The sequence below is a fragment of the Streptomyces sp. NPDC048650 genome (genome assembly GCF_043199095.1).
Classification (GTDB): Bacteria; Actinomycetota; Actinomycetes; order Streptomycetales; family Streptomycetaceae; genus Streptomyces.
In genome coordinates, this window is sequence record NZ_JBICVM010000002.1 from 191,308 (window position 1) to 212,814 (window position 21,507).

General features: G+C 74.0%; 23 protein-coding genes. 15 read left to right on the forward strand and 8 right to left on the reverse strand.

What is annotated here, in order from left to right; genetic code table 11:
- Positions 1–10: 10 nt before the first annotated feature.
- Together ACGFML_RS06615 and ACGFML_RS06620 are read left to right on the forward strand one after the other, a co-directional pair.
- Positions 11–613 carry a hypothetical protein gene (locus ACGFML_RS06615; protein ID WP_393540739.1) on the forward strand — a complete coding sequence of 201 codons (603 nt, stop codon included), beginning with the start codon at positions 11–13 and terminating at the stop codon, positions 611–613.
- Positions 614–781: 168 nt separating this feature from the next.
- On the forward strand, positions 782–3,226 hold the full coding sequence (locus tag ACGFML_RS06620; RefSeq protein ID WP_393540741.1) for a right-handed parallel beta-helix repeat-containing protein: 2,445 nt from the start codon (positions 782–784) through the stop codon (positions 3,224–3,226).
- On the opposite strand, the gene ACGFML_RS06625 is transcribed toward ACGFML_RS06620, so the two are convergent.
- Positions 3,196–5,592, reverse strand: a complete 2,397-nt coding sequence (locus tag ACGFML_RS06625) for a hypothetical protein (protein ID WP_393540744.1) — start codon at positions 5,590–5,592, stop codon at positions 3,196–3,198. The genes ACGFML_RS06620 and ACGFML_RS06625 overlap by 31 nt on opposite strands.
- 380 nt (positions 5,593–5,972) lie before the next feature.
- Between ACGFML_RS06625 and ACGFML_RS06630 the strand changes: the two genes are divergently transcribed.
- Positions 5,973–6,818 (forward strand): DeoR/GlpR family DNA-binding transcription regulator, encoded by an 846-nt coding sequence (locus tag ACGFML_RS06630; protein ID WP_393540746.1) that lies wholly within the window; start codon positions 5,973–5,975, stop codon positions 6,816–6,818.
- Between the two features lie 77 nt (positions 6,819–6,895).
- Positions 6,896–7,369 carry an SRPBCC family protein gene (locus ACGFML_RS06635; protein ID WP_393540748.1) on the forward strand — a complete coding sequence of 158 codons (474 nt, stop codon included), beginning with the start codon at positions 6,896–6,898 and terminating at the stop codon, positions 7,367–7,369.
- Positions 7,370–7,513: 144 nt separating this feature from the next.
- On the opposite strand, the gene ACGFML_RS06640 is transcribed toward ACGFML_RS06635, so the two are convergent.
- Positions 7,514–8,620: a PLP-dependent cysteine synthase family protein gene (locus ACGFML_RS06640; RefSeq protein ID WP_393541662.1), complete on the reverse strand. Its 1,107-nt coding sequence runs from the start codon at positions 8,618–8,620 to the stop codon at positions 7,514–7,516.
- A gap of 286 nt (positions 8,621–8,906) precedes the next feature.
- Between ACGFML_RS06640 and ACGFML_RS06645 the strand changes: the two genes are divergently transcribed.
- A complete protein-coding gene (locus ACGFML_RS06645) occupies positions 8,907–9,194 on the forward strand; it encodes a hypothetical protein (protein ID WP_393540750.1) in 288 nt (95 codons plus the stop codon).
- 174 nt (positions 9,195–9,368) lie between these two features.
- Positions 9,369–9,887, forward strand: coding sequence for an ATP-binding protein (locus ACGFML_RS06650; protein ID WP_393540752.1), 519 nt, complete (start codon positions 9,369–9,371; stop codon positions 9,885–9,887).
- Between the two features lie 98 nt (positions 9,888–9,985).
- Here ACGFML_RS06650 and ACGFML_RS06655 read toward each other — a convergent pair whose 3' ends face one another.
- Complete coding sequence (locus ACGFML_RS06655; protein WP_393540754.1) at positions 9,986–10,291, reverse strand: SHOCT domain-containing protein; 306 nt, start codon at positions 10,289–10,291, stop codon at positions 9,986–9,988.
- Between the two features lie 214 nt (positions 10,292–10,505).
- Between ACGFML_RS06655 and ACGFML_RS06660 the strand changes: the two genes are divergently transcribed.
- The 4 genes from ACGFML_RS06660 to ACGFML_RS06675 all read left to right on the forward strand — a co-directional run bounded on the left by ACGFML_RS06660 (position 10,506) and on the right by ACGFML_RS06675 (position 13,130).
- Positions 10,506–11,120: a TetR/AcrR family transcriptional regulator gene (locus tag ACGFML_RS06660; RefSeq protein WP_393540756.1), complete on the forward strand. Its 615-nt coding sequence runs from the start codon at positions 10,506–10,508 to the stop codon at positions 11,118–11,120.
- A gap of 9 nt (positions 11,121–11,129) precedes the next feature.
- The gene (locus tag ACGFML_RS06665) at positions 11,130–11,525 is read left to right on the forward strand and encodes a cupin domain-containing protein (protein WP_393540758.1); all 396 of its coding nucleotides are present in this window, start codon (positions 11,130–11,132) and stop codon (positions 11,523–11,525) included.
- 67 nt (positions 11,526–11,592) lie between these two features.
- Positions 11,593–12,168: a DUF4865 family protein gene (locus ACGFML_RS06670; protein ID WP_393541663.1), complete on the forward strand. Its 576-nt coding sequence runs from the start codon at positions 11,593–11,595 to the stop codon at positions 12,166–12,168.
- A complete protein-coding gene (locus ACGFML_RS06675) occupies positions 12,162–13,130 on the forward strand; it encodes a phosphotriesterase (RefSeq protein WP_393540760.1) in 969 nt (322 codons plus the stop codon). The genes ACGFML_RS06670 and ACGFML_RS06675 overlap by 7 nt, the downstream gene beginning before the upstream one ends.
- Here ACGFML_RS06675 and ACGFML_RS06680 read toward each other — a convergent pair.
- Positions 13,120–13,503, reverse strand: a complete 384-nt coding sequence (locus tag ACGFML_RS06680) for a PPOX class F420-dependent oxidoreductase (protein WP_393540762.1) — start codon at positions 13,501–13,503, stop codon at positions 13,120–13,122. The genes ACGFML_RS06675 and ACGFML_RS06680 overlap by 11 nt on opposite strands.
- A 146-nt stretch (positions 13,504–13,649) precedes the next feature.
- On the reverse strand, positions 13,650–14,870 hold the full coding sequence (locus ACGFML_RS06685; RefSeq protein WP_393540764.1) for an ROK family protein: 1,221 nt from the start codon (positions 14,868–14,870) through the stop codon (positions 13,650–13,652).
- Positions 14,871–14,887: 17 nt separating this feature from the next.
- Here ACGFML_RS06685 and ACGFML_RS06690 point away from each other — a divergent pair, with 17 nt between their 5' ends.
- The 4 genes from ACGFML_RS06690 to ACGFML_RS06705 all read left to right on the forward strand — a co-directional run bounded on the left by ACGFML_RS06690 (position 14,888) and on the right by ACGFML_RS06705 (position 18,015).
- Entirely contained in the window at positions 14,888–16,138 is a 1,251-nt protein-coding gene (locus ACGFML_RS06690) for an MFS transporter (protein WP_393540766.1), read from the forward strand.
- 82 nt (positions 16,139–16,220) lie between these two features.
- Positions 16,221–16,664, forward strand: a complete 444-nt coding sequence (locus ACGFML_RS06695; protein WP_393540768.1) for an SCO4225 family membrane protein — start codon at positions 16,221–16,223, stop codon at positions 16,662–16,664.
- Positions 16,651–17,424: a maleylpyruvate isomerase family mycothiol-dependent enzyme gene (locus ACGFML_RS06700; RefSeq protein ID WP_393540770.1), complete on the forward strand. Its 774-nt coding sequence runs from the start codon at positions 16,651–16,653 to the stop codon at positions 17,422–17,424. The genes ACGFML_RS06695 and ACGFML_RS06700 overlap by 14 nt, the downstream gene beginning before the upstream one ends.
- A 327-nt stretch (positions 17,425–17,751) precedes the next feature.
- Positions 17,752–18,015 carry a DUF6332 family protein gene (locus ACGFML_RS06705; RefSeq protein ID WP_393540771.1) on the forward strand — a complete coding sequence of 88 codons (264 nt, stop codon included), beginning with the start codon at positions 17,752–17,754 and terminating at the stop codon, positions 18,013–18,015.
- On the opposite strand, the gene ACGFML_RS06710 is transcribed toward ACGFML_RS06705, so the two are convergent.
- The 3 genes from ACGFML_RS06710 to ACGFML_RS06720 all read right to left on the reverse strand — a co-directional run bounded on the left by ACGFML_RS06710 (position 17,976) and on the right by ACGFML_RS06720 (position 20,736).
- The gene (locus ACGFML_RS06710; protein WP_393540774.1) at positions 17,976–18,641 is read right to left on the reverse strand and encodes a response regulator; all 666 of its coding nucleotides are present in this window, start codon (positions 18,639–18,641) and stop codon (positions 17,976–17,978) included. The genes ACGFML_RS06705 and ACGFML_RS06710 overlap by 40 nt on opposite strands.
- Positions 18,638–19,921, reverse strand: coding sequence for a sensor histidine kinase (locus ACGFML_RS06715; protein WP_393540776.1), 1,284 nt, complete (start codon positions 19,919–19,921; stop codon positions 18,638–18,640). Before ACGFML_RS06715 ends, ACGFML_RS06710 begins: the two co-directional genes overlap by 4 nt.
- Before the next feature lie 104 nt (positions 19,922–20,025).
- The gene (locus ACGFML_RS06720) at positions 20,026–20,736 is read right to left on the reverse strand and encodes a TetR/AcrR family transcriptional regulator (RefSeq protein ID WP_393540778.1); all 711 of its coding nucleotides are present in this window, start codon (positions 20,734–20,736) and stop codon (positions 20,026–20,028) included.
- A gap of 234 nt (positions 20,737–20,970) precedes the next feature.
- On the opposite strand from ACGFML_RS06720, the gene ACGFML_RS06725 reads away from it, so the two are divergent.
- Complete coding sequence (locus ACGFML_RS06725) at positions 20,971–21,417, forward strand: nitroreductase family deazaflavin-dependent oxidoreductase (protein ID WP_393540780.1); 447 nt, start codon at positions 20,971–20,973, stop codon at positions 21,415–21,417.
- The last annotated feature ends 90 nt before the right edge of the window (positions 21,418–21,507 follow it).

Here is a 21,507-nt window from a genome sequence, read left to right on the forward strand (position 1 = left end):
GGGAGCGAGAGTGCGGGCGATCACAGGCATATGGCACTGGCGGCACAATCCGCTGCGGCGCCGTACGGACCGGCTCGAGGCGTGGGTGGCGCTGGCCGCCGCGCTGCTGATCGCCCTCGGCGCGACGACGGTGGGCTGGCTCACCGGGCACGCCGCCAACGACGCGCTCCTGGGGACGGTACGAATACAGCACGAGCAGCGGCATCTGGTCTGGGCCACGGTCGACCGACTGGTCTCCCGGGCGCCGCTCGACCCCGATCCGGAGACCTCCTCGCAGCGTGACGCCCACCGCCGGGTCATCGCCCGGTGGCGGGCCTGGGACCGCAGCGAGCACCTCGGGCAGGTCTCCACACCGCGGCCCGTGGATCCGGGCGACAGATTCCGGATCTGGACCGACGACCGCGGCGCGGTGGTGCCGCGGCCGATGGACACGAGCACCGCGAGCACCCACGCGGTGCTGGCCGGTCTCGGCGCCGCGGCCGCCATCGGCGGGCTGGTCGAGAGCGGCCGACGGCTGTTCGTCTGGCGGCTGATGGTGCGTCGGTTCCGCCGCTGGGACCAGGAGTGGGAGCGCGCGGGCCAGGACTGGGGACGGGCCGGGGCGGGCGGCTGACTCCGGTATCCGGTGAGGTGGCTGACCATGTCAACTACCGCTCGCCCGGCGCGCTACGGTGGTGCAGCCAGCCTCTCGGCTGGGGCCTCGCAGACCCGAATGCGGACATCCGCGGACGGATTCTGCCTTGCCGACAACAGCCGCACGAGGTGGGGGCACGACAGCGCCATGGCACAGGGCTCGGTCCAGGTGACGCACTCCGGAACGTCGCGTTGGCGGCGCCGCACGGGGGAGTACAGCACGCTCGCCGCCGCCCTGGAGGCCGCCGGGGACGGTGATGTGCTCACCGTCCCGGCCGGTACGTACCGCGAGAACCTCGTGCTGGCGCGCGCGGTGACGTTGCGCGGGCCCGACGGTGCGCGCGGTTCGGTGCGGATCGCCCCGTCCGACGGCGTGGCGCTGACCATACGTGCCTCGGCCGTGGTCCACGATCTGCATCTGGAGGCGACCGATTCCGCCTCCCCCGCCCTCCTGGTGGAGGACGGCGCCCCGGAACTGTCCGGCCTGCGGGTGGTGACCCGCTCCGCGGCGGGCATCGAGGTACGCGGCGGCGCCCGCCCGACGGTCCGCCGGTGCACGGTCGACAACGCGGGCGGGGTGGGCATCAGTGTCCTGGACGGCGCCGGCGGGGTCTTCGAGGAGTGCGAGGTGGTGGCCGCCGGGCAGGCCGGTGTCGCGGTGCGCGGCGGGGCCCATCCGCGGCTGGAGAACTGCCGGATCCACCATGCCTCCGGCGCCGGGCTCGCGGTGAACGGCGAGGGCAGTGCCGTCGAGGCGGTCGGCTGCGAGCTCTACGAGATCAAGGGCGCCGGCATCCAGGTGGCCTCGCGGGCCACCGGTCATCTCACCGACTGCACGGTGCACCGCACCTCCGCCGACGGCGTCACGCTGGACACCGACGCGGTGCTCACGCTCGCCGACTGCGACATCCACGACATCCCGGAGAACGCCATCGATCTGCGGTCGCGGTCGGTGCTGACGCTGACCCGCAGCACGGTGCGGCACTTCGGCCGCAACGGTCTGTCGGTCTGGGATCCGGGCACCCGGGTGGACGCCAACCAGTGCGAGATCCACGACAGTACGGGCGACTATCCGGCGGTGTGGGTGAGCGACGGTGCCACCGCGATACTGGACTCGACGCGGGTGCACGACGTACCGGACGCCCTGTTCGTACTGGACCGGGGCTCGCGCGCCGATGTGGTCGACAGCGACATCTCCCAGGTCCGCAACACCGCGGTGTCGGTGAGCGACGGAGCGACGGTGCAGCTGGACGACTGCCGGATCCGGGAGGCGGCGACGGGCGCCTGGTTCCGCGATCACGGCAGCGGCGGCACCCTCGCCAACTGCACCATCGACGGCGCCCAGACGGGCGTGATCGTCACCAAGGGCGCGGACCCCACCATCGAGGGCTGCACGGTCAGCTCACCGGCCGAGGCCGGGTTCTATGTGTCGGCGGAGGGCCGCGGCACCTTCAACGGCTGCCGAGTGACCGGGAGTTCGGGCTTCGGCTTCCATGTGATCGACGGCTGCCGTACGACGCTGACGCGCTGCCGTACGGAGCGGTGCGCGCGCGGCGGCTACGAGTTCGCCGACGGGCACGGCGACGGCGGCGGCTCCGGTCCGACGGTCGAGGACTGCACCAGCGACGAGAGCCGGGCGGCGCAGGCGCCGGGCGCCGGTGCGGTGACCTCGCCCGCGGTGCAGCAGGCGACGCAGACCGCCGGGCTGCTGGGCAACGTCCCGGCCGCCCCCGTCGTCCCCGCGCAGCGCTCCGCGCCCACCGCCGAACCGCCCGTCGTCAGCCGCCCCTCCGGCGACGTGCTGGGCGAACTGGACACCCTGGTGGGGCTGGACAGCGTCAAGCGCGAGGTGCGCAGCCTGATCAACATGATCGAGGTGGGCCGCCGGCGCCGGCAGGCGGGCCTCAAGGCCGCTTCCGTGCGCCGCCACCTCGTCTTCACCGGCTCCCCCGGCACCGGCAAGACGACCGTGGCGCGGCTCTACGGCGAGATCCTGCACTCCCTGGGGGTGTTGGAGCGCGGGCACCTGATCGAGGTCTCGCGGGTGGACCTGGTGGGCGAGCACATCGGCTCGACGGCGATCCGTACCCAGGAGGCGTTCGACCGGGCGCGCGGCGGGGTGCTGTTCATCGACGAGGCCTACGCGCTCTCCCCCGAGGACTCCGGCCGGGACTTCGGCAAGGAAGCCATCGACACCCTGGTGAAGCTGATGGAGGACCACCGGGAGGCGGTGGTGGTGATCGTGGCGGGCTACACCGCGGAGATGCGGCGCTTCCTGGCGGTCAACCCCGGTGTGGCGTCGCGTTTCTCACGCACCATCACCTTCGGCGACTATGCGCCGGAGGAGCTGCTGCGGATCGTCGAGCAGCAGGGCGAGGAGCACGAGTACCACCTCGCCGACGGGGCCGGCGAGGCGCTGCTGAAGTACTTCACGGCGCTGCCCAAGGGGCCGGCGTTCGGCAACGGCCGGACGGCGCGGCAGACGTTCGAGTCGATGGTCGAGCGGCACGCGGGCCGGGTCGCGCAGCTGGCCGACCCGAGCACCGACGACCTCACCCTGCTCTACGCGGAGGATCTGCCCGAGCTGCCCTGAGGCGTCTGGGGCCGCTGGAGCGGCACCTCCGGGCCGAGCCGGGCGACGAGTTCGGCGCGTACGGTCTCGAAGACCGGGTCCGCCTGATAGTCGCCATGGCCCAGGATCTGGGCGGGGAGCGGGTTCTGGAGGGTGCGGCCGAAGGCGAGCGGGTCGCGCAGCGGCCCCTCGTCGATCCGCTGACCGTCCTCGCAGGTGAGCCGGATCGGGCCGCCGATGGGGTCGGTGAAGCGCCACAGATTGCGCCAGTCGTCCATCTCGCGGTGCAGGCCGGTGAGCACGGCCGGACCGAAGTAGGCCGGGAACCAGCGCCCGTAGAGCCGCTCCAGGGGGCTGCCGTACGTCAGCAGCGCCACCCGGCTGCGGGTGACCAGGTCCAGCTGCCAGACGGCGGCCGCGGCCAGCACGCTGCCCTGGGAGTGCCCGGAGATCACCAGCCGCCCGTCGAACCGCTCGGTCCAGGTGGCCATCCGCCAGGTGAGGTCGGGGACGGCACGCTCGGCGTAGCAGGGCGGCGCGAAGGGGTGCGCGGCGCGCGGCCAGAAGGTGCCCACGTCCCAGAGGATGCCGATGGTGCGGCGGGCGGAGTGGTCGCGGTAGGCACGGCGGCCCATGGTGAGCAGGAGGATGATGCCGGCGCTCATCAGCCAGGAGCCGAGGGACTCCGCGGTCTCGGCGGCGGCGTGCACGACGGGCGGCGCGCCCTCGGTGGCGCGGCCGGGCGCGAGATCGGTGAGCCAGGCGCCGGCCACCGCGCCGGCTCCCAGGACGAGCGTGACGGCGGCGATGGCCGCCACCAGCACGGGTGCCGCGTCGGTCAGTCCGGCGCGGGCGATGGTCCCGGCGATCCGCTGGGTGCGGCGCGCGTCGGGGCGCTCCCGGGGGTCGTAGAGGCCGGGGACGTTCTTGGTGACCTGGCCGCGCACGACGAGCACCCGGACGGCGGCCAGCAGCACCACGACGGCGACCACGACCAGCAGGACCGGGAGGACGGACGCCTGCCAGGACAGCAGGACCGGCGGGCCGGGAACAGGGGCGTGCGCCTGGCCCGGGGTCGCGTCGCCGTCCATCCAGTCGGCGAACCGCTGGGCCACTCCCCCGGACAGGACGCCGCCGACGGCGCAGGAGAGCAGGGCGACGGCGGGCCCTGCCATGCCGTTGAGGGCGCTGCGGGCCTTCTCGCGGGCGGCGCGCTGGAGGAACCAGGCGGTGATCGCGAGCGCGAGGACCACCAGGCTCTGGAAGACGGCGATGGCCCCGAAGGCGGACGCGCCGGGCAGCGGGCCGTGGCTGTGGGCTCCGGGGCGCGACCAGGCGGTATGAACGGTGACCAGGGCCAGGACGCCGAGGGAGGCGTACGGCAGGGCGCGTACGACCAGGCGGTCGGAGCGGTCGTCGGGCGCGGCCTCGCTGCGCGCGGTGCGCCAGACGATCACCAGGGTGATGGCGGCGAGCAGGACGACCAGCGCCGTCAGCGCCCGGCCGGTCACGACGAGGGCGGGGTCCGCCCCGCCGCGCCGGTCGAGCTGCGCGGTGGCGATGCGCAGGGCGGCGGCGACGGTGAGCACGCCGGCCGTGGTGTGTGCGGCGCGCAGCCGGGCGACCAGCCGCCGGCCGTACCAGAAGCCGTGCAGGCTGAGCACGGTGCGCTGATGGGTCGGGGTGTCGCGGGAGGTGCCGGGGTCGCGCGGCGGCGGGGAGGCGGACTCGTAGGCGCTCCAGGTGCGGTGCGAGAGCCACCAGAGGAAGCCGATGATGAGGACGGGCATCACGGCGGCGAGTGCGAGGCGCCGGCCGGGGGTGCTCCACCAGCCGGAGTTGGCGGGGCTGAGGAAGCCCAGCCAGGACTTGCCGTCGGCGCAGACGGGGGTCCCGGCGCACTGCCAGGCGGTGAGGTCGAGTGCGATCTCGCAGGCCGCGGCGGCCAGCAGGACGGTGAGGGTGAGCGCCAGGACGCGGACGAGGACGTCGTAGATCCGCTGGGCCCGGTGCTCCGGCGGCGCGGCGGGGCGCATCCAGTGGGCGAGGTTGGCCACCATGAAGGGCAGCAGGATCAGCCAGAGGGCGCGGGCGCTGTTGCCCGAGGTGAGGTTGGACCAGCAGTACGCCTCGCGGACCGGCTCGTCGCGGTAGGCGTCGGGGCGCGCTTCGGCGTCCGCGTCCTCGGTGCGGCGGTAGCAGGCGGCGGTGTCGTCACCGGTGATGCGCTGGATCCGCGGGTCGCCGAGCATCTCCTCGGGGGTGGTGCCGCCGACGCCGTGGACCAGCAGTTCCAGTACCCGCTGGGACGAGGCGGGCGGCGGCCCGACTTCCGCGGTGTGCCGGCCGTTGCAATGGGCGTGCGGTGTCGTGTCCGCGGTCTCCACGGTGTCCCCCGTTGTCAGTTGGCGCCGTGCGGCGCGGTCCCCTGCGTTCAGGATTCTCTCTTTTCGGCGAGCGCGCACCCGTTTCGCGCAGTGGGGCCGTGGCGGCGTGTCGTCGTGTGCGGGACGGCGCCGGTGGGGTGGTGCGGCGGGTGGCGGCCACGGGCGCGCGCGGTGGGCGGCGGGCCGGTGCATGCGCGGGCGGGCCGGGGCACGAGCGGGCGGGCGCGGTCGCGGACGTGCCCGGTCCCGCCCAGGTCTCCGCTCCGGCGGTCCGGTCACACTGTCGGTGCCTCGTGCGAGGATGAGGGAACGGTGATCGCGGGCGGCGGCAGGCGCGGAGCGGTCCGGAAGTGTGAGTCGGGCGAAAGGGACGGGCCGGGGTGAGCGACAACCAGAATCTCCTCGCGGAGCAGCGGCGTGCCCTGATTCTCGATGAGGTCAGACGGCGGGGCGGGGTGCGGGTCAATGAGCTGACCCGCAAGCTGAGCGTGTCGGACATGACGGTCCGCCGCGATCTGGACGCGCTCGCCCGTCAGGGCCTGGTGGAGAAGGTGCACGGCGGCGCGGTGCCGGTCAGCGAGCCGAGTGCGCACGAGCCGGGGTTCGAGGCCAAGTCGGGCCTGGAGCTGAGCGCCAAGGAGGACATCGCCAAGGCCGCGGCCGAGATGGCGGCACCGGGCAGTGCGATCGCCCTGGCGGGTGGGACGACCGCCTTCGCGCTGGCGCAGCAGCTGCTGGAGGTGCCGGACCTGACGGTGGTGACGAACTCGGTACGGGTGGCCGATGTCTTCTACAACGCCCAGCGGGCGGCCGCGAGCGGCGGGGCGGCACCGCGCCCGGGGGCCGCGACGGTGGTGCTGACGGGCGGGGTGCGGACTCCGTCGGACACCCTGGTGGGCCCGGTGGCGGATGCCGCGATCCGGTCGCTCCACTTCGATGTGGTGTTCCTGGGGGTGCACGGCATATCGGTGGAGGCGGGGCTGTCCACACCGAATCTGGCGGAGGCGGAGACCAACCGGCATTTCGTGCGATCCGCCCGGCGGGTGGTGGTGGTCGCCGACCACACCAAGTGGGGCAAGGTCGGGCTGAGTTCGTTCGCTTCGCTGGAGGAGGTGGCGGTGCTGGTGACGGATGCCGGGCTGCCCGCGGCGGCGCGGGCGGAGTTCGCGGAGCTGCCGCCCGAGCTGCTGGTGGCGGGCGAACAGCCGAGCGACGCAGACATCTGACGCGACGTCAGCTAGGGTGTGCGGCCCCGGGTCGGGCCGCACGGGCCCGCCGACCGTCCCGTAGGGGGTGCGCGCCCATGGCACGCCGACTCCGCCCCGTCGAGCTCGACTTCGTCGCGTCCGCGCCACTGCGGCTGGTGTTCACCGCGGAGGTGGCCGCACCGCCGAAGGCCGTGTACGCCGCTCTGGCGCAGGACGTGGCGGGCTGGTCGTGCTGGTTCACCGGCGTCTCACGGTCGGCGCCCACGGACGACGGCTGGGGCCGGGAGGTGCGACTGACGGGCGGCACCCGGTTCACCGAGACGGTCCTGGCGGCCGAGCCGGAAGCGCACTACGCCTACCGGGTCGACACCACCAACGCACCTGGCCTGCGCGCCCTGTTGGAGGACTGGCGGCTGACACCCGCGGGCGGTGGGACCCGGCTGCGGTGGACGTTCGCCGCCGCCGGCCCGGCGCCGTTCCAGTTGGCGATGACGCTGGCCCGGCCGGGCCTGGGGCGTGCCTTCCGGGACTCCGCACGCGCCCTGGACCGCCGGCTCGCCACCGCCTGAGGCGAACCCGTCCGACTCGCACGAACCCGCCCGACTCGGCACGAACCGGCCGGGCTCGGCACGATCCCGCCCGGCCCGCCGGCGACGCCCCGGCATCCGCAGCTCTGCCCACGGCCGGACCCGCAGTCGTACCCACGACCGGGCTCAGGCCGGCCAGGACCCGTCGGCCAGGAAGGTGTCGATGGTGCGCGCGTACGGCGCGACGTCCAGGCCCTGGGCGGCCAGCCAGTCGTCCGAGTAGTACTTGTCGAGGTAGCGGTCGCCGGGGTCGCAGAGCAGGGTGACGACGGATCCCGTGCGGCCCTCGGCCACCATCTCCGAAACGATCTTCAACGAGCTCCACAGTCCGGTGCCGGTCGAGCCGCCCGCCTTGCGGCCGATCGCCGCCTCCAGGGCGCGGACCGCGGCGACGCTGGCCGCGTCCGGCACCTTCATCATCCGGTCGATGGCTCCGGGCACGAAGCTCGGCTCCATCCGGGGCCGCCCGATGCCCTCGATGCGGGAGGCGGTCGCACAGTCCGTCCCGGCGTCGCCGGAGCGCCAGCCGTCGAAGAAGCAGGAGTTCTCCGGGTCGGGGACGCAGATGCGGGTGTCGTACTGCATGTAGTGGACATAGCGGGCGATGGTCGCGGAGGTGCCGCCGGTGCCCGCGGTGGCCACGATCCAGGCGGGCTCGGGGTACCGCTCCAGGCGCAGCTGCTGGTAGATCGACTCGGCGATGTTGTTGTTGCCGCGCCAGTCGGTGGCCCGTTCGGCGTAGGTGAACTGGTCCATGTAGTGGCCGCCGGACTCCGCCGCGAGCCGGGCGGAGACCTCGTACACGGTCCGCGGGTCCTGCACCAGATGACAGCTGCCGCCGTGGAACTCGATCAGCCGGGTCTTCTCAGGACTGGTGGTCGCCGGCATCACCGCGATGAACGGCACCCCGATCAGCGAGGCGAAGTACGCCTCGGAGACGGCCGTGGAGCCGCTGGAGGACTCTATGACGGGCTTGCCGGGGCGGATCCAGCCGTTGCACAGCCCGTAGAGGAACAGCGAGCGGGCCAGCCGGTGCTTGAGGCTTCCGGTGGGGTGCGTCGACTCGTCCTTGAGGTACAGGTCGATGCCCCACTGCTCGGGCAGCGGGAAGCGCAGGAGGTGGGTGTCGGCGGTGCGGTTGGCGTCGGCCTGGACCTTGCGGACGGCCTCTTTCAGCCAGTCGCGGTAGTCCGGATCGCTACGGTCGACGTCGACGGTCGCCATGGGGGCCATGCCACCGTCCGGCCGGCTCTGCGGTTGCTGTGCGGTGCTCACCGGCGCACTCCTCGGGGTTTGCGAACGCCCGTGCGGGGCGCCGGGCCACTTCCGACTATAACCACCCTCGGTACGCTTCTCACCTGCATAAACATCACTTTGAGAGACCCCAAGGAGGGCCTGGGAGAGGGCCGTTGCGGCCGCCGGGCGGCCAGGGGCACTGGTGTACGGGGCGGCCTAGGGGCAAACTCCTCCCAAGGGGCGGTGAAGGGCACCTGCCCGACGTACCGAGGACGTGGTGGCCATGGTGGAGCCGGAGTTCAACGCGACCGGCGTACGGATCGAGCGATGGCTGCGATCCCTGACCCGCGCCGGGCAGGTCGTGATCAGAGACGGCCGGCTGGCACTGCTGACCAGCTACGGCACGGAGATCGACAGCGCCCCGCTGCAGGCCGTACAGGCCCACAAGCCGCTGTTCGCGGCGCGTGACCGGGCGTTCGCCACGCTCAACGGACACCGTTACTCGCTCACCCTCGGAGCCCCGGACCGCTTCCTGAAGGCCGTCCGGGCGGCGCGTCCGCCCCGCCCCTGACCGGCCGCGACGACCGGGGAGTGCGGTTGCGGGACAGCACCGGCTGCCGGACCCTGAACTCGTATCACTGAGGGTTCACCAGCGGTGACGCTGCGGTTCGGCCGGCATCGCTGGATCCGATCTTCGCCCCTGCCGCGTTCGGGGGGCGCCCGGCCTCATCAGGGAGTCGCGGTCGTGATCAGGCAGCCCAGCAGGCACTGCACAGTGGAGCTCCACGCCCTCCCGGCGCGCATCGGACATGTGCGCAGGATCGTCTCGGCGCAATTGCGCTGCTGGCACCTCGATGCGCTGATAGATCCGGCGGCGCTGGGAGTGACGGAACTGCTCGCCAACGTGCACCGGCACGCCCGGCCGAGCAAGCAGTGCACGGTCGAACTGTACGCACTGTTCGGACAGTTGACGGTTTCGGTGCACGATCTGGACCCGCGGCTGCCGGCGATCCGGACCGCCGACACCTGGGAGACCTGCGGACGCGGCCTGTCGCTGATCTCGGCGCTCAGCGCGAGCTGGGGGATGCATCCGGACACGGACGGCCGGGGCAAGGTCGTCTGGTTCACCCTCCCCGCGCCGATCGCCACCCTCGAGGCCGGCACCGCGCCCGCACACTGGCAGCCCCTGCCGCTGCCACCCGCCACGGCGGCCACCTCCCCGGCCGACACCGGGCCCCGGACCGGGGGCACGAAGGTCGGCTGAGGCCACGAACACCGCGCGGCGGCGCACCGGCCGGCGGCGACGGCGCACTCCCCCGACCACCGCACCGGGCTTCCGGCCGGTCGCTCCGCCCAGGTCGGTCAGGCCGCGCGCCCCTTGGCGCCGGTGCCGAAGTGCTCCTCCAGGACGGACAGCCGACGCCAGTACTCCTCCTCGTCGATCTCACCGGCTGCGAACCGGCGGCCGAGTACGGCCAGGGGTGAGGGCGCGTCGGTGCGGTCGCCCGGCCGCGGGCCACCCGAACCCCACCCCGGGCCGCCGCGCCGCCACAACGTGCGGCGCAGCAGGGTGACCACGCCGACGACGGCCAGGGCCCAGAGGGCCGGGACAAGGAGGACCCAGGGGCCGGGGCCGCCTCCGGACCAGGGGTTCGCGAGTTCGAACACGGGACTCAGCTCCTCGGTGGAACGGATTGTTGCTGTCTCCTTCGAGGCTCGCCCGCGGCGCTCCCCGAGTCGTCGTACGGCCGGCGGCTTCGCGCGTACGGCGAGGGGAGCAGACGGGCCGCACGGCACCGCTCCGGGCCAACGCCACGGTCGTCGGTCGGCGGCGGCGCCCCGGCTCTTGATCTCTGTAACTACTAGTATGTACAGTCCCTTCATGAGCAGTACTCAGGAGCGACGCCCCGGCACCCGGGAACGACTGGTCCGCAGCGCCCAGGAACTCCTGTGGGAGCGCGGCTACGTCGGCACCAGCCCCAAAGCCATCCTGGAGCGCGCAGAGGTCGGCCAGGGCAGCATGTACCACCACTTCGCGGGCAAGTCCGAGCTCGCGCTGGCGGCGATCCGGCGCACCGCGGACACCCTGGCGGAGTCCGCCGAGGAGTGCCTGGCCGGGCCGGGAACGGCGTACGAACGGGTCGCCGCCTATCTGCAGCACGAGCGGCAGGTGCTGCGCGGCTGCCCGATCGGCCGGATGACGCAGGACCGCGACATGGTGCGGGATCCGGAGCTGAGGCAGCCGCTGGACGAGATGTTCGGCTGGCTGCGGGGCCGGCTCGCCGAGGTGCTCGCCGAGGGCCGGAGCCGCGGCGAACTGTCCGCGGACCTGGATCCGGCGGACACGGCGGCCACCGTCGCGGCCGTCGTGCAGGGCGGCTATGTCCTCGCGCGGGCGGCCGACGACCCCGCGCCGTTCGATGCGGCCGTACGCGGCGCCCTGTCCCTGCTCGCGGCGCATGCCGGGACAGGCACGACCGCCCCCACCGACCATTAGGAGTTCCGCATGGAGATCACCCGACGCCGGATCAGCCGGCAGGGCGCGGCCGAACACTTCACCGGCAGTGTCTGGCTCGACGAGATCGCCGCCCCGCCGGCGCCGTCCCGACTGCGGATGTTCAGCGTGCACTTCGCGCCGGGCGCCCGCACCGCCTGGCACAGCCATCCGCACGGCCAGGTCCTGCACGTCACCGAGGGCGCGGGGCTGGTGCAGCGGGCGGGCGGGCCCGTCGAGCCGATCCGCGCCGGGGACACCGTGTGGATCGCGCCGGGCGAGCGTCACTGGCACGGCGCGACACCGGACGCGTTCATGACCCACCTCGCGACGGTCGAGGCCGCCGCCGACGGCCGTACGGCCGAGTGGGCGGAGCAGGTCGCCGCCGCGGAGTACCCGGGTGCCTGACCGCCACCCCACGACCGGACCAGCCCCTTCTCCCCCGTACGGAGCAACCGTGCCCGCCCTCCAGGCCATGCAGTACGCGATCACCCTCCCCGCCGACTACGACATGCGGATCATCCGGCACCGTGTGCAGTCCAAGGGCCACCTCATGGACGGCTTCCCGGGGCTCGGCCTCAAGGCGTACGGCGTCCGCGAGCGCGGGGCCGACAGGTCGCCGGTCAACGAGTACGCGCCGTTCTACCTCTGGGTCGACCCGGAGGCCATGAACCGCTTCCTGACCGGCGACGGCTTCCGCGGGGTGATCCGCGACTTCGGGCGGCCGGCGGTCCGGCACTGGCAGGGCCTGTTCCACCGTGCGGGCCCGGCCTCAGGGCGTCCCCCGGGCTTCTTCTCACGGCGCACCGAGACCGTCCCCGAGGGCGCCGATCCGGGCGGCTGCATCGCGGACGCACTGGCCCGGCACGAGGAACTGGCCACCGACGACGGCGTGTTCACCACCTCCCTGGCGTTCGACCCCTTCCGCTGGGAGCTGGTCCACTTCACCCTCTGGGCCGACGCCGTCCCCGAAGGCGCGGGCGAGAGCTATCGGGTACTGCATCTGTCCGCGCCGGGCGCCGACGCGCTGCCGGCGGGCCGGCGATGGTGAGCGCGGCCGCGGCGGACCGTCCCGCGCGCCCCGCCGTGCGTACGGTCCTGGGCGACATCGCCCCCGCCGGACTCGGCGTCTGCAACGCCCACGACCATCTCTTCCTGCGCAGCCCCCGGCTACCGGGCCAGGAGCTGGCCGACGCGGCGGCCGCGGCCGCCGAGCTCGCCGCCTTCCGGGCGGCCGGCGGCGCCTCGGTGATCCAATGGACGCCGTACGGCATGGGCCGGTGCGCCGCCGAACTGCCGCGGCTGGCACGGGAGTCGGGAGTGGTCGTCGTCGCCGCCACCGGGCTGCACCAGGCGGTTCACTACGCGCCCGAGCTGCCGGCACGGCTGCGGGACGATCTCGCCGGGGTGTTTGTCGCCGACCTGACCGAGGGCATCGGCGACACCGGCGTACGGGCCGGAATGATCAAGGTCGCCGGGGCGTTCCACGGTCTGGACCGGCATGCCCGCTACACCATGGCCGCAGCCGCCGAGGCCCAGCACGCCACCGGCGCGGCCATCGGCGTCCATCTGGAGCTGGGCACCGGCGCACTGGACGTACTCGACCTGCTCTGCGGCGAGTTGGGCGTCGCGCCGGACCGGGTGATCCTCGGTCATCTCAGCCGATCGCCGGACCTGACGGTGCACCGGATGGCCGCCGAGGCGGGGGCGTATCTGGCGTTCGACGGCCCGTCCCGGGCGCATCATGCGACCGACTGGCGGCTGCCCGACGCGCTGGCCGCGCTCGCCGCCGCGGGTTTCGGCGACCGGATCCTGCTCGGCGGCGACACCACGACGGCCGCCGCCCGGTCGGTGAACGGCGGCCCCGGTATGCCGTATCTGCTGCGCCGCCTCCGGGCACGGCTCGCGCACACGCTGGGCGAGGATGTGGTGACGCGCTTCCTGACGGCCAACCCCGCCCGCGCCTTCGCCGCCGACTGGCCGGGCCCGGTGGCCCCGCCGTCTACAGCGTGACCGAGATCCCCACATGCGGCCGCTTCCCCAGGCGCACCAGCGCACCGCCCAGGTCCATCAGCCGGAAGCGCAGGCCGTACTTGCCCGCCATCGCCTTCCGTACCCGCAGCAGCTCCCCGGCGCCCTCCAGCAGCCGGGCGGTGCCTTCGACGGTCGACGCTCCCTCGACGAGGCGGCCGCGCACATCGCACGGGGTGACGCTCACCCGCGGGTCGTTGCGCAGCCGCTTCACCTTCCAGCTGTCGTCCCGGGTCCACACCAGGAGCTCGCCCCCGGTGGCCACCGCCCAGACAGGGGTGGCCACCGGGGTGCCGTTCCTGCGGTAGGTGACCAGGCTGACGTACGGGCTGCGGGCGAGCACCTCGGGGATCATGGCGGCAGCCTAGAGGCAGTCGGGCAGGCCCTCCAGGCCGGAGCCCGCAGTGGCCGTGGCCGGAACGGGCGCAACGGATCTCAGCCGGTCCGAAGTCCCGCCGCCCGCACGGAGGGTGGGGCAGGCGGGACTTCGGCGTCACCGATCTACGGCACGACGACCACCAAGGGGTCGTCCAGCACCGGCTGCCAGGCCAGCTCCGCCGCGCCGACGAGGCTGTTGTGGTCGAGGGAACACGGCAGGATCGGCACGCCGCCACTGCGGCCCCACAGGCTGCGGTCGGCGACCACGGCCCGCAGCCGCTCCGGGTCGGCCTCCAGGAGTGCGCGGTGCAGACCGCCGAGGATGATGCGGTCGGGGTTGAGGATGTTGACGAGGCCGGCGATGCCGAGGCCGAGCCGGTCGATGAGGAGGTCGGCCGCGGCACGAACGCCCGGGTCGGCGTGGTCGTCCCGGAGCAGGTCGGCGGACTGCTGGAGAAGGGAGACCTCGGGGCCCGGTTCGCGGCCGGCGGCGGCGAGGAAGGCGAGCGGGTCCGCCTCGACGTCCAGGCAGCCGCGGCTGCCGCAGTGGCAGGGCGCGCCCTCGGGGTTGACGGTCAGATGGCCGACCTCCAGGGCCAGACCCGAACTGCCGCTGTGCAGGCGGCCGTCGAGCACCAGGGCCCCACCGACGCCGCGGTGGCCGGAGGCCACACAGAGCAGGTCGCGCGCCCCCCGGCCGGCGCCGTGGCGGTGTTCGGCGAGCGCCATCAGGTTGACGTCGTTGCCGGTGAAGCCGATCGCCTCGGTGACGCCGGGGATCGCGGCGTCGGCGAGTGCGCGCAGGAAGAGTTCGCGTACGGGCGCGCCGGAAGGCCAGGCGAGGTGCAGGGGGTTGAGGGCCTCACCATCGGGTTCCGCGACGGCCGAGGGCACCGCCAGGCCCGCGCCCAGGCAGCGGCGCCCGGTCTCGTGCAGCAGGGCGGAGCCGGCGGCCACGGCGTCGGCGAGGACGTGCGCCGGGTCGGCGGGGATGGTGCCGCACCCGCTGGTCGTCGCCACGATGCGTCCGCCGAGGCCGACCAGGGCGACGCGGAAGCCGTCGGCGTGGATCTGCGCGGCGAGCACGACGGGCCCGCGCTCGTCGACGAAGAGCCGGTGGGAGGGTCGCCCCTGGGATCCGGCGGCGGCCGTCGGCCGGGAGTCGACGGTGATCAGGCCGAGCGCTTCGAGCTCGGCGGCCACGGCGCCGGCGGTGGCGCGGGTCACGCCGAGTTCGGAGGTCAGTACGGCGCGGGTGGGCGCGCGTCCGGTGTGTACGAGCTCCAGTGCGGGTCCCAGGGCGCTGCGGCCCCGCTCCAGCCTGGTTGTCCGAGTCTGGGTCACGCCCCTATTCTGGCTTTGTGCCGACGCTAAACAAAATACGGACGGCCCTTTCGGGGGCCGGCACCCGTAACACGCGCCCCACACCTGACTCTCTCACCGATCCGCGGCTGGTCCGGCTCCGCATCGCGATCACCGCATTCTTCGCCATGGACGGCTTCCTGTTCGCCGGCTGGGTCGTCCGCATCCCCGCGATCAAGGCGCAGACCGGCGCCGGCGCGGGCGCCCTCGGGCTCGCCCTGCTCGGCGTCTCGGCCGGCGCCGTCGCCTTCATGATGATCACCGGTCGGCTGTGCCGCCGGTTCGGCAGCCATGCCGTCACCGTCGCCTCCGCCGTCGCCATGGCGCTGAGCATCGTCCTGCCGCCGCTCACCCACTCGGCGACCGCGCTGGGCCTGGTCCTGCTGGTCTTCGGCGCCGCGTACGGTTCGCTCAACGTCGCCATGAACAGCGCCGCCGTCGACCTGATCGGCGCGCTGCGCCGCCCGGTGATGCCGGGCTTCCACGCCGCGTTCAGCCTCGGCGGGATGCTCGGCGCGGGTCTCGGCGGGCTGATCGCCGGCCGGCTCTCCCCGACCCTCCACCTGACCCTGCTCGCCGTCACGGGCCTGCTGGTGGCGGCCGTCGCGGGACGCTCGCTGCTGGCGCACCCGGCCCCCGTCGTACCGGAGCGGCTCCCCTCCGCCGAGGGCCGCGCGCTGCCGGGCGGTCGGCGCCGTCCCGGCCGGATGGTCCTCGGATTCGGCCTGCTCGCGCTCTGCACCGCCTACGGTGAGGGCGCGATGGCCGACTGGGGCGCGCTGCACCTCTCCCAGGACCTGGCCGCGGGACCCGGCCCGGCCGCCGCCGGATACGCGGTGTTCGCGCTGGCCATGACGGCCGGGCGGCTCTCGGGGACCGCCGTGGTGCAGCGCTTCGGCCCGGCCCGTGCACTGGTCGCGGGCGGTGGGACGGCGACCGCCGGGATGCTGCTCGGCGCGCTGGCCCCCACCGTGTGGGCGGCCTGCCTCGGCTTCGCGGTCGCCGGCCTCGGACTCGCCAACATCTTCCCGGTGGCCATCGCCCGCGCCGGCGAGGCCGGCGGCCCGGGCGGCGTCGCCGCGGCCTCCACCATCGGCTACGGCGGCATGCTGCTCGGCCCGCCCGCCATCGGCTTCCTGGCGCAGGCGTTCACCCTGCCGCTCGCGCTGACGACGGTCGCCCTGCTCGCGGCGGTCGCGGCGGGCATCGCCTACGGTACGCGCGGGGCGCATCACGCCGGACAGGCGTGAGCCGCGAAGCGGGGTTCACGGGCGGGCCCCCGGGTAGGCGTCGCCCGGACGCCACCGCCCACCGACGGATGGGGGATCCGGCATGCGGGACACGGACGACAGGCACGGCCCGGACGACTGTGGCGGCACCCCGGACCGACCGGCCGGGCCGCACCGGCTGCGCGGGACGGCCCGACTGGCCTTCGGCAACCCCGTCTCGCTCGGCTATCTGGCGCTGGTGCTCGCCGCCGTCCTGTTCGTGCTGGTCGACCACCTGGCCGGAGCCCACCCCGACGCCTCGTTCTCCGGTGTATGGGCCCTGCTGCTCACCGCCCCGACGGTCTTCCCGCTGTGGCTCGCCGGGGACGCGCTGTGGGGTGAATCGGCCGCGCCGGACGGCTACTTGACGGCCGCGGCCGTCGTGGCGGCGCTGGTCAACGCGCTGCTTCTGGGGCTCGTCCACCGTGCGCTGGCCGGCGGTCGCCGGGGACCGCGTCGAGCCGCTGTCGGAGACGGCTGGCACACTCGTCGGCATGGAGATCACTGAGTTCGTCGAAACGCTGCGGCTGGACGGAGGACTGCTGGCCGACGCGGCCGAGCAGGCCGGGCCGGACGCCCCGGTTCCGTCCTGTCCCGACTGGCAGATGCGGGATCTGGTCATCCACGTCGGCCGGGTGCACCGCTGGGCGACGGACGCGGTGACGGACCCCGTCGAGACGCCGGGCGGCGGCCCCGCCCCCGCCCCGGAGATGACGGACGACGAGCTGGTGCCGTGGCTGCGGGACGGCCACCACCGCCTGGTGGTGGCGCTGCACACCGCGCCGCAGGACCTGCGGACGTGGACGTTCCTGCCCGCGCCGTCCCCCCTGGCGTTCTGGGCCCGGCGCCAGGCCCATGAGACGTCGGTGCACCGCGTGGACGCGCAGCAGGCCGCGAAGAACGCACTCACGCCGCTGCCGCCCTCCTTCGCCGCCGACGGCATCGACGAACTCCTGACCGGCTTCCACTCCACAGGCCGCAGCCGCATACGGACGGACGCGCCCAGGACCATGCGGCTGCGCGCGACGGACACCCTCGGCGCGGACTGGACGGTGCACCTCTCCGAGGCGCCGCCCCGCACCGTCCGCACCGCCGGTCCGACTCCCGAGGCCGCGCCCGACGAGTCCGGGACCGCGGTGGACTGCACGGTCGAGGGGCCCGCCGAGGAGCTCTACCTCGCGCTGTGGAATCGACTGCCCTGGGACGGCCTGACGGTCACCGGCGACGACGCGCCGGCAGCCCTGTGGCGGGAGCGCGGCGGGGTCTGAGCTCCCGGGCGTCCCCTCGGGGCCCGAGCACCCTCGGCAGAGGGACGGCGCAGGCCGCGACGGAGCGCCCGAAGAGTGTGCGGGGCAGCGGGCCGGCCGGCTGCAACAGCCGCCGCCGGACGCTGTCGCAGCCGCGGCCGGTTGACGCTCCGGTGCGCGACGACGTCCGGCCGGTCCGGTGCGCGACGACGTCCGGCATCATCACACCGGCCGCCGGTACCCAGCGTGGCCGCCCCGCTCCACCGCCCCCACCCGCGACTCCCCGCCCGGCCGTCGCAGAGACCCCGGGCACACCCCAAGTACGCCCGCTCCTGGCAGACTTGGGGCATGTCCCCCACGCGTACCCGGGCCGAGCGCGACGCCCTCACCGTTGAGATCACCTTCGCACTGGTCACCGGGATCCTCCTGGGCGTCGCCGGGTTCCTGGCGCTGGCCGGCGCGGTCGTGTGGGTGCCGGTACACCGGGCCTGGGCGGGCCCGTGGCTGACGGCGAGCGGTGTCGTCGGGGTGGCCCTCTTCGCCGTCCGGGTGGTGCGGGTGCTGCGGCGCCCTCAGCCCAGCCAGCCGGGACGCACCAACCCCGACTCGTAGGCCAGCACGACCAGTTGGGCGCGGTCCCGGGCGGCCAGCTTGACCATGGTGCGGCTGACATGGGTCTTGGCCGTCAGCGGGCTGACGACCAGGCGGCGGGCGATCTCCTCGTTGGACAGGCCGATGCCGACCAGCGCCATCACCTCGCGCTCCCGCTCGGTCAGCCCGGACAGGGCGTCGGCCGCGGCCGGTTCCTTGGAGCGGGCGGCGAACTCGGCGATGAGGCGGCGGGTGACGCCGGGCGACAGGAGCGCATCGCCGTCGACGACCGCGCGCACGGCCCGCAGCAGCTCCTCGGGTTCGGTGTCCTTGACGAGGAACCCGGAGGCGCCGGACCTGATCGCCTCGAAGACGTACTCGTCCAACTCGAACGTGGTCAGGATGACGACCTTGACGCCGACGAGCCGCGGGTCCTCGGTGATCCGGCGGGTGGCCACCAGCCCGTCCAGTACGGGCATCCGGATGTCCATCAGCACGACGTCCGGGTGATGTTCGGCGACGGCGGCGAGCGCCTCCTCCCCGTCGGCCGCCTCCGCGACCACCGTGAGGTCGGGCTGGGCGTCCAGCAGCACCTTGAAGCCGGCCCGGACCAGCAGCTGATCGTCGGCGAGCAGTACCCGGATCACGACTCCTCCTCCATGGTGGTCGGCGTCACCGTATCCGCACCCGGGGCGCGACCCGGTGCCCCGGCCAGCGGGATACGGGCCAGGACCCGGAATCCGCCGTCCGGGCGCGGGCCCGCCTCGACGGTCCCGCCGAGGGCCGCGGCCCGCTCCCGCATCCCGACCAGGCCGTTGCCGCCGCCCGCCGGATCTCCCGTGACGGCCGTCGCCGGGCCGTCGTCGTCGACCCGGATCTCCAGGGCGGCGCGGGTGTGACGGAGCCGGACCCGGGCGGTGCGGGAGCCGGAGTGGCGGACGATGTTGGTGAGGGCTTCCTGGACGATGCGGAAGGCGGCGAGATCGGTGCCGGGCGGCAGCGCGGCGCGGTCGCCCTCGGTGGTGATGTCCACGGCGAGCCCCGCGCCCCCGGCCTGTTCGGTGAGTTCGGGCAGCCGGTCCAGGCCGGGGGCCGGGGAGCGCGGGGCGTCACCGCGGGTGCGCAGGGTGTCCAGGACCTGCCGCACCTCACCGAGCGCCTCCTTGCTCGCGGCCTTGATGGTGGTCAACGCCGCCCGGGCCTGCTCGGGGTCGCTGTCGAGCAGCGCCAGGCCGACGCCCGCCTGGACGTTGATGACGGAGATGCTGTGCGCCAGCACGTCGTGGAGCTCCCGCGCGATCCGCAGCCGCTCCTCGTCCGCCCTGCGCCGTTCGGCGACGGCCCGCTCGGCGCGCACCCGCGCGAGCCGCTCGCGGCGCACCCGCACCAGCTCCGACACGGCGAGGACCGCCGCCGTCCAGGCGGCGACGAACAGTTCGTCGGCCCAGGGTGCCGGCCCGTCGTGCGGCGGCAGCCACCGGTAGAGCCAGTGGCCCACGAGGAGATGAGTGCCCCACAGGCCGCCGAGCGCACACCAGGCGACGACGCGGTAGCCGGCCAGGATCGCCCCGAACGCGCCCAGCACGACGGTGAGGAAGACCGGTCCGTACGGGTACCCGGCCGCGAAGTAGACCGCGGCCGAGGCAGCGGTGCCGAGGGCGACGGTCCGCGGGAAGCGGTGCCGCAGGAGCAGCAGGACGCCACCGAGGACCAGCAGGGCCCGTGCGAAGGCGTCCAGTGGCACCCGGTCGGGCTGGCCGTGCGCCGCGAAGCCGGAGCCGATCGTGACGAAGAGCGTCACCAGGACCGTCGAGACCCAGGGCAGCCGGGCGCCCGCCCAGCTCAGCGGCTCCTCCCGCAGCGGCGACCACCGCTCCCACACCGGCCCCAGGCAGCGCCGCGCCCACGGCGGCCGTGCGTTCTCCATGCCCGCCACGCTAGACCGCCGCCCGGCCTCCGGCGTCCGCCCGGCGCGGTGGCCGGACGTACTCCCCGGGGAGTAGTGACCGGGCGGGGCCTGCGCGACATCTCCTAGTGAGGAGTGGTCAGGCCGACGCCGCGGGCCAGCTGGAGGACGGACTGCTCGAAGAATGCGTCACGGGCCTCGACGACCCGGTTGAACTGGCCGAACACCTCGAAGCTCACCAGGCCGAACAACTGGGCCCAGGCCCCGACGATCCGCGCCAGCACCGCGCCCGGGAGCTCCACCCCCAATTCCGCACCGAGCGCGAGGGCATCGCCGATCACCGCGTCGGGCAGGGGTTCGGCGGGTTCCCTCAGCGCGCCGGCGGCGTGCGCCTCGCGGACGACGCCGATGAGCGCGAGGCCGACCCGGGCGGCGGGTCCGGCGGTGGTGCGGGGGGCGGTGTAGCCGGGCACCGGGGAGCCGTAGATCAGCGCGTACTCGTGCGGGTGGTCCAGCGCCCAGGTGCGTGCGGCGGTGCACACGGCGGTCCAGCGGGCGGCGGGACGCTTGGCGGCGGCCCCGGTCAGGGCGTCGCGCGCGTCTTCGGCCGCTTGGCCGACGGCGTTGTAGGCATCGACGATCAGCGCGGTCAGAAGATCGTCGCGGCTGGGGAAGTAGCGGTAGAGCGCCGAGGAGACCATGCCGAGTTCGCGGGCCACCGCGCGCAGCGAGAGCTTGACGGCGCCCTCTTCGGCGAGCTGTCTGCGGGCCTCGTCCTTGATGGCCGTGGTGATTTCGCTACGGGCCCGTTCCCTGGCCCCTCGGATCGCAGTCATGGCGGCAGTCTGCCACTTGTGGGAGCAGTGCACCAAAGTCAGATCGGTGAGTACAGAGAGGAGCGCCGCACGAATTCAAGAGCAGTAGAGCAAAAAGAGAGCAGTGCGCTTGCGAGAGCTTCACCTTCTGATGCACACTGCTCACAAGTGAGAGCAGTGCTCTCGTTATGGACAGGCGCTCACGGAGCGGTCGGCGACCGCACAGCCGACGACGCCGCAACTCGGAGGTCACCCATGTCGCACTCGCACTACCTCAAGCCGAATCCGCTCGCCGTCCGCCTCAACGGCGTGATCGGCTGGCTCGCCCGTCGCGGCATCAGCCTCGCCGGCTCGGCGGATCTCTCCGTGCGAGGCCGCAAGAGCGGCACATGGCGGCGCGTCCCGGTGAATCCGATGACCTACCAGGGCAGCCGCTACCTGGTCTCGGCGCGCGGCCATTCCGAATGGGTACGCAACATGCGCGCGGCGGGCGGTGGCGAACTCCGCGTCGGCCGCCGCACCCGCCCGTTCACCGCCGTCGAGCTGCCGCCCGCCGAGACGCCGGCGCTGCTGCGCGCCTATCTCCGGCGCTGGGGCTGGGAGGTGAAGTCCTACTTCGGGGACATCACCGCCGACTCCACCGACGAGGAGATCCTGGCGGCGGCCGCCCGACACCCCGTCTTCCGCATCACCGAAAGCTGAGCCCGACGACGGCTGACGGCCACGGACGGCGGCACCCGAACCACGGCAACGGACGGGCGGCACGGACGCCACGTACGCCACGTGCGGCTA